The 12,907-nt window shown below is 51.0% G+C and carries 18 protein-coding genes, 2 tRNA genes and 3 pseudogenes; 15 read left to right on the top strand and 8 right to left on the bottom strand.

The window, feature by feature from the left end:
* Positions 1 to 14: 14 nt before the first annotated feature.
* From lolB to NHAL_RS19005, 8 genes are all read left to right on the top strand, one after another.
* Complete coding sequence (lolB, locus tag NHAL_RS19040; RefSeq protein ID WP_238985399.1) at positions 15 to 587, top strand: lipoprotein insertase outer membrane protein LolB; 573 nt, start codon at positions 15 to 17, stop codon at positions 585 to 587.
* Between the two features lie 7 nt (positions 588 to 594).
* On the top strand, positions 595 to 1,446 hold the full coding sequence (ispE, locus tag NHAL_RS19035; protein WP_013034783.1) for a 4-(cytidine 5'-diphospho)-2-C-methyl-D-erythritol kinase: 852 nt from the start codon (positions 595 to 597) through the stop codon (positions 1,444 to 1,446).
* A 17-nt stretch (positions 1,447 to 1,463) separates the two neighbouring features.
* Positions 1,464 to 1,538: transfer RNA gene (locus NHAL_RS19030), tRNA-Gln, on the top strand.
* Between the two features lie 115 nt (positions 1,539 to 1,653).
* On the top strand, positions 1,654 to 2,589 hold the full coding sequence (locus NHAL_RS19025; protein ID WP_013034782.1) for a ribose-phosphate diphosphokinase: 936 nt from the start codon (positions 1,654 to 1,656) through the stop codon (positions 2,587 to 2,589).
* A 97-nt stretch (positions 2,590 to 2,686) separates the two neighbouring features.
* Complete coding sequence (locus NHAL_RS19020) at positions 2,687 to 3,322, top strand: 50S ribosomal protein L25/general stress protein Ctc (RefSeq protein ID WP_013034781.1); 636 nt, start codon at positions 2,687 to 2,689, stop codon at positions 3,320 to 3,322.
* A gap of 19 nt (positions 3,323 to 3,341) precedes the next feature.
* On the top strand, positions 3,342 to 3,923 hold the full coding sequence (pth, locus tag NHAL_RS19015; protein ID WP_041356019.1) for an aminoacyl-tRNA hydrolase: 582 nt from the start codon (positions 3,342 to 3,344) through the stop codon (positions 3,921 to 3,923).
* Between the two features lie 13 nt (positions 3,924 to 3,936).
* Positions 3,937 to 5,025: a redox-regulated ATPase YchF gene (ychF, locus tag NHAL_RS19010; RefSeq protein ID WP_013034779.1), complete on the top strand. Its 1,089-nt coding sequence runs from the start codon at positions 3,937 to 3,939 to the stop codon at positions 5,023 to 5,025.
* Positions 5,026 to 5,129: 104 nt separating this feature from the next.
* Positions 5,130 to 5,206 (top strand) — tRNA-Met (locus NHAL_RS19005).
* A 12-nt stretch (positions 5,207 to 5,218) separates the two neighbouring features.
* Here NHAL_RS19005 and NHAL_RS19000 read toward each other — a convergent pair.
* From NHAL_RS19000 to NHAL_RS18985, 4 genes are all read right to left on the bottom strand, one after another.
* The gene (locus tag NHAL_RS19000) at positions 5,219 to 5,536 is read right to left on the bottom strand and encodes a hypothetical protein (RefSeq protein ID WP_041355215.1); all 318 of its coding nucleotides are present in this window, start codon (positions 5,534 to 5,536) and stop codon (positions 5,219 to 5,221) included.
* A gap of 343 nt (positions 5,537 to 5,879) precedes the next feature.
* Positions 5,880 to 6,440, bottom strand: a complete 561-nt coding sequence (locus NHAL_RS22165) for an IS630 family transposase (protein WP_157862509.1) — start codon at positions 6,438 to 6,440, stop codon at positions 5,880 to 5,882.
* A gap of 5 nt (positions 6,441 to 6,445) precedes the next feature.
* Positions 6,446 to 6,949: a helix-turn-helix domain-containing protein gene (locus NHAL_RS22160; protein ID WP_041355213.1), complete on the bottom strand. Its 504-nt coding sequence runs from the start codon at positions 6,947 to 6,949 to the stop codon at positions 6,446 to 6,448.
* A 73-nt stretch (positions 6,950 to 7,022) separates the two neighbouring features.
* Entirely contained in the window at positions 7,023 to 7,175 is a 153-nt protein-coding gene (locus tag NHAL_RS18985) for a YlcI/YnfO family protein (protein WP_013034776.1), read from the bottom strand.
* Between the two features lie 81 nt (positions 7,176 to 7,256).
* Here NHAL_RS18985 and NHAL_RS20765 point away from each other — a divergent pair.
* From NHAL_RS20765 to cas2e, 6 genes and pseudogenes are all read left to right on the top strand, one after another.
* Positions 7,257 to 7,502 (top strand): annotated as a pseudogene (locus NHAL_RS20765) (zinc ribbon domain-containing protein); the annotation flags it as partial.
* Positions 7,503 to 7,594: 92 nt separating this feature from the next.
* A pseudogene (locus NHAL_RS22565) lies at positions 7,595 to 7,657 on the top strand (type I-E CRISPR-associated protein Cas6/Cse3/CasE); the annotation flags it as partial.
* 48 nt (positions 7,658 to 7,705) lie between these two features.
* Entirely contained in the window at positions 7,706 to 7,912 is a 207-nt protein-coding gene (locus NHAL_RS18980; protein WP_013034774.1) for a hypothetical protein, read from the top strand.
* On the top strand, positions 7,909 to 8,157 hold the full coding sequence (locus NHAL_RS20760) for a type II toxin-antitoxin system HicA family toxin (protein WP_013034773.1): 249 nt from the start codon (positions 7,909 to 7,911) through the stop codon (positions 8,155 to 8,157). Before NHAL_RS18980 ends, NHAL_RS20760 begins: the two co-directional genes overlap by 4 nt.
* Before the next feature lie 29 nt (positions 8,158 to 8,186).
* Positions 8,187 to 8,922, top strand: a pseudogene (gene cas1 / locus NHAL_RS18975) (CRISPR-associated endonuclease Cas1).
* On the top strand, positions 8,903 to 9,211 hold the full coding sequence (gene cas2e / locus NHAL_RS18970; protein WP_013034772.1) for a type I-E CRISPR-associated endoribonuclease Cas2e: 309 nt from the start codon (positions 8,903 to 8,905) through the stop codon (positions 9,209 to 9,211). Before cas1 ends, cas2e begins: the two are co-directional and overlap by 20 nt.
* Before the next feature lie 172 nt (positions 9,212 to 9,383).
* On the opposite strand, the gene NHAL_RS18965 is transcribed toward cas2e, so the two are convergent.
* Entirely contained in the window at positions 9,384 to 9,704 is a 321-nt protein-coding gene (locus NHAL_RS18965; protein ID WP_238985398.1) for a nucleotidyltransferase family protein, read from the bottom strand.
* Positions 9,705 to 9,775: 71 nt separating this feature from the next.
* Here NHAL_RS18965 and NHAL_RS22155 point away from each other — a divergent pair, with 71 nt between their 5' ends.
* Complete coding sequence (locus NHAL_RS22155) at positions 9,776 to 9,922, top strand: type II toxin-antitoxin system HicB family antitoxin (RefSeq protein WP_238985397.1); 147 nt, start codon at positions 9,776 to 9,778, stop codon at positions 9,920 to 9,922.
* Positions 9,923 to 10,127: 205 nt separating this feature from the next.
* On the opposite strand, the gene NHAL_RS18955 is transcribed toward NHAL_RS22155, so the two are convergent.
* The 3 genes from NHAL_RS18955 to NHAL_RS18945 all read right to left on the bottom strand — a co-directional run bounded on the left by NHAL_RS18955 (position 10,128) and on the right by NHAL_RS18945 (position 12,905).
* Complete coding sequence (locus NHAL_RS18955) at positions 10,128 to 10,898, bottom strand: hypothetical protein (RefSeq protein WP_013034770.1); 771 nt, start codon at positions 10,896 to 10,898, stop codon at positions 10,128 to 10,130.
* A 286-nt stretch (positions 10,899 to 11,184) separates the two neighbouring features.
* A complete protein-coding gene (locus tag NHAL_RS18950) occupies positions 11,185 to 11,448 on the bottom strand; it encodes a hypothetical protein (protein ID WP_013034769.1) in 264 nt (87 codons plus the stop codon).
* Between the two features lie 167 nt (positions 11,449 to 11,615).
* Positions 11,616 to 12,905, bottom strand: coding sequence for a hypothetical protein (locus NHAL_RS18945; protein ID WP_013034767.1), 1,290 nt, complete (start codon positions 12,903 to 12,905; stop codon positions 11,616 to 11,618).
* Positions 12,906 to 12,907: the final 2 nt, after the last annotated feature.

The raw sequence follows: 12,907 nt of genomic DNA, 5'->3' as shown, positions 1-12,907 counted from the left end.
TCATTGGAGTGCTGATGCTTGCACTTCTTGCGGGCTGTATGCCGCTTCGTCAACCTCCTCCTTCTTTTGATCCTGAGCTTACTTGGCAAGAGCGCCGACTTGCTTTGCAAAAGCTTGGTGGGTGGAAACTGAAGGGGCGCTTAGCCATTGATGCCATCCACGAGGCATGGACGGGTACCCTGCGTTGGGTACAAAAGGACGAGAAATTTGAAATTTTATGGATTTCTCCCCTCGGGCAGGGGAGTGTCGAGCTCCAGGGAAACTCGGAAAGGGTGACCCTCCGGGTACCTAAGGAGGCCCCGATAACGGCAGCCTCGGCTGAAGAGCTCCTTGGAATTCGGTTAGGATGGTCGTTGCCTGTGAGTGGCCTGCGCTATTGGCTATTGGGTTTGCCGGCGCCAAATTTGCCCGTGGCCAGTCGGTCCCTCGATTCTTTTGGGCGCCTGCATTCTCTGTCTCAAGGGGGCTGGCAGATCCGCTATCTAGGTTATCAGTCAGTTGAGAATTACCAGCTCCCTGGTAAGGTATTTCTAGACAATCCGAAACTTCGGCTACGTCTAGTCATTGATCGTTGGCATTTGGTGTGAACATTGTATGCTGACCTGGCCTGCTCCCGCCAAATTGAATTTATTTCTCCACATCACCGGGCGTCGTGGGGATGGTTATCATCTCCTTCAAACCGCTTTTCAATTGATTGATTTTTGCGATTGGCTAGAATTTCAGCTCTGTCCGGACGGTAACATCCAACATTTATCACCCTTGCCGGGGGTGTCGGTGGAACAGGATTTGGTGTACCGTGCTGCTCGGCTCTTGCAGCAGAGGACGGCCTGCTCTCAGGGAGCCGAAATCCGTATTCACAAGCGTCTTCCCATGGGAGGTGGGCTTGGCGGCGGCAGTTCCGATGCGGCGACCACCTTGGTGGCCTTGAATCATCTTTGGGCCACTGGGTTATCCACATCACAATTGGCGCAATTAGGGTTGGAATTAGGCGCGGATGTGCCCGTGTTTATCTATGGTCGTGCTGCCTGGGGGGAAGGTGTCGGCGAGCAGTTACAGCCGCTTGAGTTATCCGAGCCCTGGTATCTAGTCTTTACCCCACCGGTCCAGGTCTCCACCCGTGAGATATTTACGGCCCCGGAATTGACACGAGACTGCAAACCTATGACAATATCCAGCTTCCTGAGTGGTGAAGGGCAAAATGTGTGTGAGCCTGTGGTGCGGCAACGATATCCTATCGTTGCTGAAACCCTTGACTGGCTGTCGCAGTTTTCCCCAGCCAGGATGACAGGCACAGGCAGCAGTGTATTTGCAATGTTTGATGAGAAGGCAAAGGCCCTAGAAGCGTTGGCGCAAGCCCCTTCTCATTGGCGGGGTATTGTTGCCAAAGGCTGTAATTATTCTCCATTGTTAGGCTGTTTAGAAGAAGCAGTGGGTAAACAGCGCTAGCATGGTTTTAACTATTTTGGGGTGTCGCCAAGTGGTAAGGCACGGGGTTTTGATCTCCGCATTCCCAGGTTCGAATCCTGGCACCCCAGCCATTTTTATTAACATCATTTTTTCTCCTCTTTGAGAGCAATGGTGCTGACGCGCGCAAGAAAATTTCGTATTTACCCTCCATGGGATTCCAATGCCGGGCCTGAGTCTCCTTCCCGCATGATTATCCTCAGCGGTAATGCTCACCTCCAGTTGGCAAAAGACATTGCTGCCTACCTCAATCTCCCCTTGGCCAAAGCCCTGGTCAGTCGCTTTAGCGATGGGGAAGTGATGGTGGAGTTGATGGAACATGTGCGGGGCAAGGACGTTTTTATCGTTCAGCCTACTTGTGCCCCGACTAACGACAACTTGATGGAATTGCTGATCCTAGTGGATGCTGTCCGCCGCTCTTCAGCGGCCCGAATCACGACGGTGATCCCCTACTTCGGTTATTCCCGCCAGGACCGCCGGCCACGCTCAGCCCGCGTGCCTATCAGCGCCAAAGTCGTCGCTAATATGATTACCGTTGTAGGCGCTGACCGGGTGTTGACGGTGGATCTCCATTCCGATCAGATTCAGGGATTTTTTGATTTGCCGGTAGACAACGTCTATGCTTCGCCGGTCCTTCTGGGTGACATTTGGAAGCATCAATATCCCCATCTAATCGTCGTATCCCCTGACGTGGGGGGCGTGGTGAGGGCACGGGCTCTGGCAAAGCACTTGGAGGCAGATCTAGCGATTATTGACAAACGCCGGCCCCATCCCAATGAGGCAAAGGTCATGCATATTATTGGCGATGTCAGGGAACGGACCTGCGTATTGGTCGATGATCTTGTGGATACCGCCGGTACTTTGTGTGAGGCTGCCCGAGCACTCAAGAGCAATGGGGCCGCCAAGGTCATCGCTTACTGCACCCACCCGGTGCTTTCCGGGCCAGCAGTAGAAAACATTAATAAGTCCGTGTTGGATGAGTTGGTGGTGACGGATACTATCCCGCTCCATGAAGAGGCCCGGGCTTGTAGCAAGATTCGCCAACTCAGTATTGCTGAAATGCTGGCCGAGACTGTGTATCGGATTAGTGCCGAAGAGTCCGTCAGTTCCCTATTTGTGGAATAAGATGCCCTGCATTGTTGCTCGCTACCCTTGGTCGCGGGGGAGGCGAGGGCAGCGTGTAGGGCGCTTTTGATTCGTCGACAGGAGACACTAAAAGACAATGGAAAACCTATTTGAACTCCACGCCGATGTTCGTGGTGAGCAGGGTAAAGGTGCGAGCCGCCGCCTGCGTCGCGCCGGCAAAGTACCTGCTATTCTATATGGTGCCGGGAAAGAACCTGTTTCCCTAACTCTTGATCATAATTTGCTTTTTCAGCACCTGGGCTATGAAGCTTTTTACTCTCATATCTTAACTATCCATGCCAATGGCAAGACGGAAAAGGCTGTGCTTAAGGCCTTACAACGGGATCCGGCGAATCCTAACAAAGTGCTCCATTTGGATTTGCAACGGGTCAGCCCTACCCAAAAACTGTCTATAAGCGTGCACTTGCATTTTATGGGCGATGATGTCGCCCGCGGTGTAAGGCAGGAAGGCGGTGTCGTAGCCCGCCTGTTGAACGATGTTGAAATCACTTGCTTAGCTAAAGACTTACCGGAGTCTATCGAAGTTGATTTGACTGATCTCGGTGCAGGTGAAGCTTTGCACTTATCTGATCTAAAGCTTCCTGAGGGCGTTGAGATTCCAGCCCTGAAACTTGGCGAGGATTACGATCAACCGGTAGTGACCATCCATAAACCACGGGTTGCCGAAGAAGAGGAAGCGGGAACCGAAGGTGGCGCTGAAGCCGCCGAGTAGGCTGCCGCTAGTGAGCCCGGTGGGCACAACTGCTTGGTTGTTGGTGGGCCTAGGTAATCCAGGGGCGAAATATGCTCAGACCCGCCATAATGTGGGGTTCTGGTGGATAGATACTTTCGCTAAGGGATTAGATACGGACTTCAAGCCAGCGGCAAAGTTTTTTGGTGATTTTGCCCGCGTCAGTTGGTGCGGGCAAAATTTACTGCTACTCAAGCCGACGACTTTTATGAACCGCAGTGGTCAAGCGGTGCTTGCCCTTCTGAATTACTACCAACTCCCTCTTGAGCACTTGCTAATCATCCATGATGATTTGGATCTTCCCCCTGGAGGCGCCAAACTCAAGCGCAATGGAGGTCACGGGGGGCACAATGGTCTGCGGGATATTATCAACTGTCTGGGCCGGCGGGATTTTTTACGGCTACGTCTAGGGATTGGCCATCCTGGGAGCGGTCAGGATGTGGTGAACTACGTGCTAAATCGTCCCTCGGCAGCGGATCAACGCGCCATTGAGGCAGCCATTACCGGAGCACTTGAGGTTTTGCCCGAGGTGCTGGCAGATGACATAGAAAAAGCTATGCACCGACTGCACAGCCAAATCTAGGAACCAACCATCCATGGGATTTAAATGCGGAATTGTGGGCTTGCCCAATGTGGGTAAGTCTACCTTATTTAATGCCCTTACCCGGGCGGGTATCGAAGCGCAGAATTACCCTTTTTGCACTATCGATCCCAATGTGGGCGTCGTGCCGGTGCCTGATCCGAGGCTAGATAAAATCGCCGCCATTGTCGGTCCTCAGCAGGTGCTTCCAGCTACCATGATGTTTGTGGATATCGCCGGTTTGGTTGCTGGCGCCTCTCAAGGGGAGGGTCTCGGTAATCAATTCCTGGCCCATATTCGCGAGACGGAAGCCATCGCCCATGTGGTGCGCTGCTTTGAAGATCAAAATGTAGTTCATGTGGCTGGAGAAGTGAATCCCCTGGGGGATATAGAGGTAATCAACACCGAATTGGCCCTGGCAGACCTAGAGACCGTGGAAAAGGCCTTATCCCGCGCAACCCGGGCGGCAAAAGCGGATAAGGAGGCCATTACATTCAAAAACCTGCTAGAGAAAATGGGGGAGCATCTGGATGCCGGTAAACCGGCCCGAGCCCTCGCGCTTGACAAGGAAGAATTAAAAAGTCTCCAGTCTTTGCATTTACTGACCTCCAAGCCGACCCTCTATATCGCTAATGTGGCGGAGGATGGCTTTGAAAATAACCCTTGGCTGCAGGAGGTAGAGGCGTTAGCCGCCAAGGAGGGAGCGGAGGTTGTCCCCGTATGTGCCGCTATCGAAGCGGAGTTGTCCCAGCTGGAAGATACCGAAAAAGAGGAATTTTTAGCAGAGCTTGGCATTGAAGAACCGGGTTTAAACCGGGTCATTCGTGCTGGCTACAAGCTGCTGGGCTTGCAGACTTTTTTCACCGCTGGTCCGAAAGAAGTTCGTGCCTGGACAGTTCCCATTGGCGCAACCGCTCCCCAGGCCGCTGGAGTTATCCATACCGACTTTGAAAAAGGTTTCATTCGGGCGGAGGTCGTCTCCTATGAGGACTTTATCACTTACCAAGGAGAGCAGGGCGCGAAGGAAGCGGGGAAATGGCGCCTTGAGGGCAAGGACTACATCGTTCAGGATGGTGATATCATGCACTTTCGTTTCAATGTATAATCTCTGGCCTTCTGGACAATTTACTGGGAGATAACGTAAAATCTTTCTTCCATCTTGGAGCCGTTTTTAGTTACGGACTCTCATCACAAGTGTTAAAGCTTTTTGGCTATGTAGCTCAGTTGGTTAGAGCGCGGCACTCATAATGCTGAGGTCGGTGGTTCGAATCCACCCATAGCCACCATACGATTTCCATTTAAAAACGGGTAGTTATGGTGGAATCCCATGCCAAAATAAATCTGCCTGTATTCGCCTTAAGATAGCTACAAGTCCACAAGTCCACAACAAGTCCCGCAAGAGTTATTTTCCTGCCCAAAAGAAAACCCCGCCAGGGTAAGCCATAGCGGGGTGTGATGATCTTAACCGCAAGCTCCAACGATGCAGCGCCGTAGTGGGAAAGATGCGGGAGAAGAAAAAAGCGGTTGAAGCCCTGCGCCGGGACGGACACATCCCGCCAGAAAATGCGGGCAGCAAGAAACCCGGACAGCTCTCCATCGCCGATTACCTCAAGCAAAGGGTGATGGGTCCTCGCTTCCTATACCCCCTCCGGGGGCACTCGCAAGGTTTCTAAAGACAGTATAGGTCGGGGTGAAAACGAAAGCCAAGCACTTCGGGCCTGGAATTCCTTTCGAGTAATAGGACAAATCAGCGGGCGTGGCGGTGACACTGCTCCAGCCAAACCGGAGTGGCGCCCGTTTCCGCTGACACTTTCAGTTTAAGGCGGTGGGTTGCCGCGATCAACGCCGGCGATCCTTTCCAACAGACCTTGAAGGAATACAGGGACGTATGACAACCCCCCAGCGAGAGTGCGCAGCGTAGCGGAGCCGCGAGCGCGAGGGCCGCATTATACCATTTCTTTAAATATTTGCATGCTTTAAAGCGGAGAGGATAAAGGGGTAACCGGTTAAAGAACGAATCGTTTGTGGAGTGAGGTCCTGGAGGATTTCCCCGACAGTCTGTCGAAGGGAGTCCAGTGTGCTAAAGAGAACCCAACTGAGCTGATCTTTCATGTGTTGCCAAAGTCGCTCGATAGGGTTGAGCTCGGGGCTATAGGGAGGCTGGAACATCAACACGATATTCTCAGGCAACTCCAGCTTCTTGGCCCAATGAGAGCTGGCATTATCAAGTTGAACGATATGGAGAGCGTGGGGATAGCGTTGAGCGAGGTGATCCAAATAAATCTGAAAACAGTCGCTATCGTGATGAGAGAACTCCAAAAAGAAGCTTTCCCCGCTCAGCGGCTCCACTGCCCCATAGAGATAGAAGGCTTTAAATTGCCATTGCACCGGCGCTAGGGGCTTGGTGCCGGTCAACGTAATCAGTCGCCGAGGGATGGTTTTAAGCCCAAAGCGCGTCTCATCGTAACACCAATACCGCACCGCTAAAGCGGGGTCTTCCGCCCCGTAGAGGACCGGCAAAACTTCTAGGCGCCGCGGGAGTTTTTTTTAAAGTCCACCCCCGCCGCTTCCTCTCGATGAAGGTGGCTCGGGCGCGCCACTTTGAGCTTGGCTTTGAGCCGGTAACGTACTGTCTGATGTACCGTTTTATACTTAATCTGCAACCCGTATTCTTCCCTCAGCCACTGTTGAATCGCCCCATAGCTCTTAAAACCCGGCGGTTCTTTCAAACGCTGCTTTAAGGCCTGCTCCACCGCCGGCGGTATAGCTCGGGCACACCCATTATGCGCCGTCCCAAGCTCAAGCAAGCCTGCTAACCCTCGGGCCCGATACCCCTCAAACCAGCGATAAAGGGTGGAGGGATTGCGCCCTAGCACTTTCCCCAAAGCTTTGAGTTCGGTGACCTGCTCGCTCTTGAGCAAATATAACGCCTGAACTCGTTCTTTGAGTTTCACCTCGCTCTGCTGGTGAAGCAGCGCTTTTAATTCCTCGGCACTCTCCGTGATTTCTAGCTCTAGGCGGCGACTCATCAACCTCGCTCCTCCCCATAAACTCGCTTTCAAACCTCCTCATTATAACATGCGGGGTCAGTACGAATTGGTATTACTTGCGCTTCGCCATGAATTCGCGTTTCGCGTAGTTGCCCAGCACCGTTTCGACGAAGTTCGACAGCGTTCGGTTTTCCCTCTTAGCCAACTCTTGAAGTTGCTTTTTGAGATCGGAATCAACCCGTACATTTAAATATTCCCTTGCCATTGTTATTAAAGCCCTGTTGTATTACGATTGGGATATGGTAACGCAACGGGCCTACAAATTCAGGTTTTACCCAACGCCCCAGCAGAATGGTATGGCCGAGAAGTATTTATCGTGGACCGTTGGGCGCCCACCAGTAAGACGTGCTCTGAGTGTGGCGCGGCGCAAGAGATTCTGCCGCTCAATATTCGTGAGTGGACCTGTAGCTGTGGCGCTACCCACGACCGGGACATTAACGCGGCCAAAAATGTGTTGAGGTTGGGTACGGCGGGGAGCGCCGGAACCGATAAAGCGCGTGGAGCGGTAAAGACCCCAAGGGCCGTGGCCTAGCCACCGCCCAAGGACCGCGAGGAAACGCGAATTCTCCAGACTGACAAGGTGAGGAGGGACCGAACCGCAGTCAGTCATGGCGAAACTCCAAATATGAAGGTATAGGTCCAGCCAAAGGGTTCGGGTGTGGGCTATTAATGGTAAGACGGATTTAATCATGCTTATCAATTCCCATTCCATTGAAGTGACCAGGTGGAAAATTGATGAACGAAATTATTTTTATTGTGGAAGAAGCCCCTGAGGGTGGATACCAATTGCGGGCGCTTGGGGAATCGATTTTTACCGAAGCCGATGATTTGGAAAGCCTGCATGCTCAAGTACGGGAGGCTGTATCTTGCCATTTTGAGGAAGGCGAAGCCCCAAAAATAATTCGTCTCCATTTTGTCAAAGAAGAAGTCATTGCGCTGTGAAGCTTCCTCGTGACGTTAGCGGGACTGACTTAGTAAAAGCCCTCCATCGAGTTGGCTATCGAGTGACTCGGCAGACAGGTAGCCATATTCGACTGACCAGAGAAGGAGAAGGTGCTCGACAACATCATATTACTATCCCCAACCATAGTCCATTGAGGGTGGGAACGCTATCCGCCATTATTACTGATGTTGCCACGCATTTAAGGATTTCCAAGGATGAGGCGATAAAGTATCTATTTGGCTAATTATTTAACTATTAGTGGATGGATCCAATATGCTTTCGCCTCTCAAACCGATCGCTATGAAAGAACGTGTATCTCTCTTATTTATTGAATATGGTCAAATCGATGTATTGGACGGAGCCTTTGTTGTCATCGATAAAAACGGGGTCCGAACCCACATTCCAGTGGGCAGTATTGCCTGTCTGATGTTGGAACCAGGTACCCGGGTTTCTCATGCGGCGGCGGCTCTGGCGGCACGGGTAGGTACGTTGCATAGACCAGTTACGCGGTATCGAAGGGGTACGGGTCCGTAAGATGTATCAATTGCTTGCTCAGCGTCATGGCTTGAAATGGAGTAAGCGCCATTATGATCCCAAAAACTGGGAGGGCAGTGATATGCTCAACCGCTGTGTCAGCTCGGCTAATGCCTGTCTGTATGGCATCACTGAAGCGGCCGTGCTGACAGCAGGTTATGCGCCAGCAGTTGGATTCATCCATACCGGCAAGCCACTTTCATTTATCTACGATGTTGCTGACCTGTTTAAATTCGATACGGTAATACCCATGGCCTTTCAAGTTGCTGCTAAGGATCCAAGAGAGCCCGAGCGGATGGTGCGTCTGGCATGCCGCGATGTTTTTAGGCAGACTAAGCTCTTAAAGAAAATTATTCCCAGCATTGAGGAAGTCTTGGCCGCTGGGGAACTTAAACCACCTTCGCCTCATGAAGAGGCTGTTCCTGTTGCTATCCCTAATCCAAAGAGCCTTGGTGATGCTGGTCATCGTGGCTGAAAATGCTCCTCCCAGGCTGCGTGGTCGATTGGCGTTGTGGCTATTGGAGGTGCGGGCTGGAGTGTATATAGGTGATTTGTCTTCACGAGTCCGAGAGATGATCTCGAATCAGATAGAAGAAGGTATCGAAGATGGCAATGTTGTTATGGCGTGGAGCACCAATACAGAATCCGGCTTCGATTTTGTCACCCTGGGTAAAAATCGGCGTATGCCAGTTGAGATGGATGGTCTAAAGTTGGTTTCCTTTTATCCGCCTGAGCAAGGTGAAGAGAAGGAAAGTGCTCTTTAACAATAGGGGATATTATGGTAGTTCGATTTTTAATTGATGACTAAAGCACTGGAGATTCGTTGGTAGAAATAAGACTACTATTTTTTTCTTATTTTAATAGATAGTTACAGGAAGTGTGTTCCCCTCAGGCGCGGGGATGAACCATGCTTGGCATAAGGTTGCCAGGGCTTGGTCATAGCTCCACGGCCTCCTTCAATATCTGGTCACGAAGATGGCGATTGAGTTCATGCTCCGTGATCACCTCCACCCGCCGCTGGAGCAACGCCTCTAATCGCTCCGTCAAGGGCAAGCGTTGCGCGAATAGATCATAGCCCCGGGGAAACTCCACCAGAAAATCCACATCGCTATCGGGCCGTTCCTCGCCCCTGGCGACGGAGCCAAAAACCCGGATGTGGCAGGCCCCATACTGATCCCCCAACGTGGCGATGACCTCTTTTTTAGCACGCAGCTCATCCAGTAACATGGCAGTCCCTGATTGATCTACCTTATTCACTCCTCATTGAAGCGACCGAGGAACCGGATTACTTTGGTTTCTATTCACCGGATCTCGAGGGTTTCACGGGTGTGGGCCACTCCGTGGAGGATTGTCTTTATAAAGCGAAGTGGGGGATGAAAGAGCATGTGGAATTGCTAAAGGAGCAGGGATTACCGATACCGCCGCGAAATCCCGATCCCAAGATCACTATCCAGAACGAGCGCAAGGTGGCTTAGCACTTGAGCACACCCCCCACAGGACGAAGATGATTGACCCGAAACGCCTTCTCGATGATCTGAAAAAGTTGCTCAAACATCTGGAGATAGTTTCTTGTGTCCATGCGTAATGGTCTTAGTTTGGGTTGGTCATCTCACCGCCTCCTGTCCCGCGATCCTCATAGGACATTAAGGCACGTACCGCCGTGCCCCGACTAAAAACCCTCTAAAGAGGGTAAGCGCGTCGTCTCTCTTCAACCAGAGGGTAAATGGTAGGATTCCAGATCGCCCCTAATTCCTGGCTTCTTTCGAGATTCTCATGAATTTTAGGCCAGTTTTTCTCCGTTATATTGAGCATCCCATAGGCACTGAACATTGAGTTTAAAAGGGTGTTGTTTTTCCTTCGAATAGCCCACTTCCGCCATAGCCACCAGCCGGTGATCCCTATCCAAATGAGCGGTCCTATGGGTGAAGCGGGGGAGACGGCAGCAAATATGATGAACCAGGCAGTAATTTTCAGTATCAATAAAGCCCCTCTCCAGACTTCAGCTAACATTCTGAAGCTGGTTTTGCCTGATTTTTTGGATTCATAACGACTGAAAGGCATGGTGCGAGCGCGAACTGTATCCAGCGTCGTTAGATAATCCCCGTAGACTAAAGTGTTGAGCAACAGCCAATCCAGCTCTGGAAAATGGAGCCACGGAGCTTGCAAATAACGTTCAGCAGCCTGTTGCAGCTCTTCTTTGTCGAAGTTCAAGTAGCGCCAATCAGTTTCCCGGTCGCTCATGGTCCGATGGTGCCAGGCCGTGAGGGGTTTTTGGGGGACCTCTGGGTCATTCTCGGTGTTTCTCCAATGGATGGAGCGAAAGATGTCCGCGATAATTGCTTGGGCTTCGGTTTGAAGTTGTTCCTTCGCGGAATTGCCCAAATGGCGCTTATTGGCCTCTATTAACGCTTGGTGAGTGGCTTGTTTAAGGAGTTCTGCTTTGGTGACCATTGAGTCATCCCCTTGGGGAGTTTGCGATTAATCAACGATTGCCTGGTTATTATGCTCGGGCATTTTCCCCCATGAGGGGAAAGTTTTCCATGGGGCGTGGGATAGTACGATTTTTCCCTAATGGGGGCATTGGAAACACTGGACGGGCAAGGTGCCTATGGAGATTATTTCAAAGAAGGGTGAGGGGGACAGTGGTTTGGATTGTAGCTGGAGGGCTATGAGCACAAAATTATGGAGAGCCCAGGCCAGATGGCCTTTGTCTGGGAACTGTTGCTGGGGCGTAGTGTTATTGGTTGGTGCTTGATCCCGAGTGGGCTAAGAAATATCCCACCAAGGTTCCAAACAATGCCGCCAATGCCTCGGTATTGAATTCTGTCACAATCGCCAGGATTAATAGCGTTGGGACAAATAAAACGATGCCTATGGCGCGCAAAGAGCTTGGCCCAAAGCTTTGACCTTTTGCTTTTAGCCTGGAGAAGATAAGGAATAGGCCGGTAATCATCGCCGTAATGGCGCCGATGACCGCTAATAATTTGGCTAGTGGTTCCATTGTTTTATCGCGCTTAACTCATTCATGCTTTCTTTTAGTATTTTTACCCCATTGTAATCTAAAAGTTCCCGAATGGGATATGGTAAGGAGGCTGGTAGAATGGGCTTTAGCATATCCTACCAGCCTAATTTTAGACTCTTCTCTAAGGTATTTGGTGAAGCGAATACCTAGGGGCTGCTTACCTCGTTCATCAAGGGCGGGAGCTGGGTGCTGGTGACCGTGAAGTTGTATTGGTGCCATGGAGGCTCAACAATCAATATTCTCTCATCAGGGTTAGGACAATCTTTTAGGGGCATGGCAGGATCAATGGCACAGACATAAGTTATTCCGCTGCCTTTACCACCTTCTTCATCCAATCTTGGGGCAACACCAATTCGTATAAAGTACCTGCCTGGGTTGCGGATGCCGAGATCAAACCTTTTTTCCATATCAGTCCGCATATCAACCAAGGTTAGTTCATTTTCATCGAGCACAGTCACTTGCCAAGCGCTGCCCTGGCAGTCCTTGCGGACACAGAATTCTACACTCAGAATTTCATTGCCCTCTGTTTCATAGACAAACCAATCCTTCTCGAATTCAAATGCTGGAACTCCCGGTATTGGGGTACCTGAAAGTAGCCCTACCATAGTGACATTGGAAGCTAGTGGACTAGAGAAAGATAATGGGTTGGCCTCAATACGGAAATCATTGGGCTCCACTTCCGCATCAAAAAAGTTGACATCGATGGGTTCTGTGGTGACTTGAGAATTTCCTATAAAAGCGGCTAGGCGGTAATCATGGGGCAGGTGCTCATAGATCAAATCGGCTTCGCCGTTTTGGTCCGAAGATCTTGTCTCCTCCTGGGCTTGCTTCAAGGATTTTACCACCACATAATAGGTGCCCGCACGGGATAGGATTGTCTGTAATAGGCTTTCTGGCGCGAAGTCAAACCCGGTATAGACCTCCGAGAAAATGTTACCGCCGCTATCCCGTACGGAGATATTCCACCCCGTGATGTCTTCTAATCCAGGGACGTTAAAATTAACGGTGAGTATTTGATTGGGTTCCGTGGTGGTGATGTAGAACCAATCCTGGTCCTCTGGGCTATAGAGTTGACCCACATATTCAGCGCCAAATTCCATGGGGTCGGCACCCATGACATGGTTGTTGGGTTCGGTCTCGCCAAACCCGGTGCTGTCTAGAAAACTGGATAAAGTAACCCCGCAGCTTGCAGGATCGGCGGCACACTCAGCTTTGGTTGCAGCAACGATTTCATCGGTGCTTTTCGGGGTTGCCCCGCTGGAATCGATATTAGCATCCGAGTCGTTGCTAAAATTCTGAGTATTTCCTTGGTTGGTATTATTGCTGTTATTATTTGAATCCGAATCGGGAAAGGCGTTTAAACCGGCCGATCCGATGCTAGGAGCAAGAATCAAGCACAAAAGAAAAAAACAGTGACGGGCTAAATTTTTCACCATGA

The organism is Nitrosococcus halophilus Nc 4 (assembly GCF_000024725.1).
GTDB classification, from domain to species: Bacteria; Pseudomonadota; Gammaproteobacteria; order Nitrosococcales; family Nitrosococcaceae; genus Nitrosococcus; species Nitrosococcus halophilus.
Note: the sequence above shows the minus strand (reverse complement) of the source record. Positions and strands in the feature narration are given on the sequence as shown.

Bases quoted from the DNA above. Each gene is read 5' to 3' on its own strand.
- lolB (WP_238985399.1), top strand. From the start codon at position 15: ATGCTTGCACTTCTTGCGGGCTGTATGCCGCTTCGTCAACCTCCTCCT.
- ispE (WP_013034783.1), top strand. From the start codon at position 595: ATGCTGACCTGGCCTGCTCCCGCCAAATTGAATTTATTTCTCCACATC.
- NHAL_RS19025 (WP_013034782.1), top strand. From the start codon at position 1,654: ATGATTATCCTCAGCGGTAATGCTCACCTCCAGTTGGCAAAAGACATT.
- NHAL_RS19020 (WP_013034781.1), top strand. From the start codon at position 2,687: ATGGAAAACCTATTTGAACTCCACGCCGATGTTCGTGGTGAGCAGGGT.
- ychF (WP_013034779.1), top strand. From the start codon at position 3,937: ATGGGATTTAAATGCGGAATTGTGGGCTTGCCCAATGTGGGTAAGTCT.
- NHAL_RS22160 (WP_041355213.1), bottom strand. From the start codon at position 6,949: ATGAGTCGCCGCCTAGAGCTAGAAATCACGGAGAGTGCCGAGGAATTA.
- NHAL_RS18985 (WP_013034776.1), bottom strand. From the start codon at position 7,175: ATGGCAAGGGAATATTTAAATGTACGGGTTGATTCCGATCTCAAAAAG.
- NHAL_RS18980 (WP_013034774.1), top strand. From the start codon at position 7,706: ATGAACGAAATTATTTTTATTGTGGAAGAAGCCCCTGAGGGTGGATAC.
- cas2e (WP_013034772.1), top strand. From the start codon at position 8,903: ATGCTGGTCATCGTGGCTGAAAATGCTCCTCCCAGGCTGCGTGGTCGA.
- NHAL_RS18955 (WP_013034770.1), bottom strand. From the start codon at position 10,898: ATGGTCACCAAAGCAGAACTCCTTAAACAAGCCACTCACCAAGCGTTA.
- NHAL_RS18950 (WP_013034769.1), bottom strand. From the start codon at position 11,448: ATGGAACCACTAGCCAAATTATTAGCGGTCATCGGCGCCATTACGGCG.
- NHAL_RS18945 (WP_013034767.1), bottom strand. From the start codon at position 12,905: ATGGTGAAAAATTTAGCCCGTCACTGTTTTTTTCTTTTGTGCTTGATT.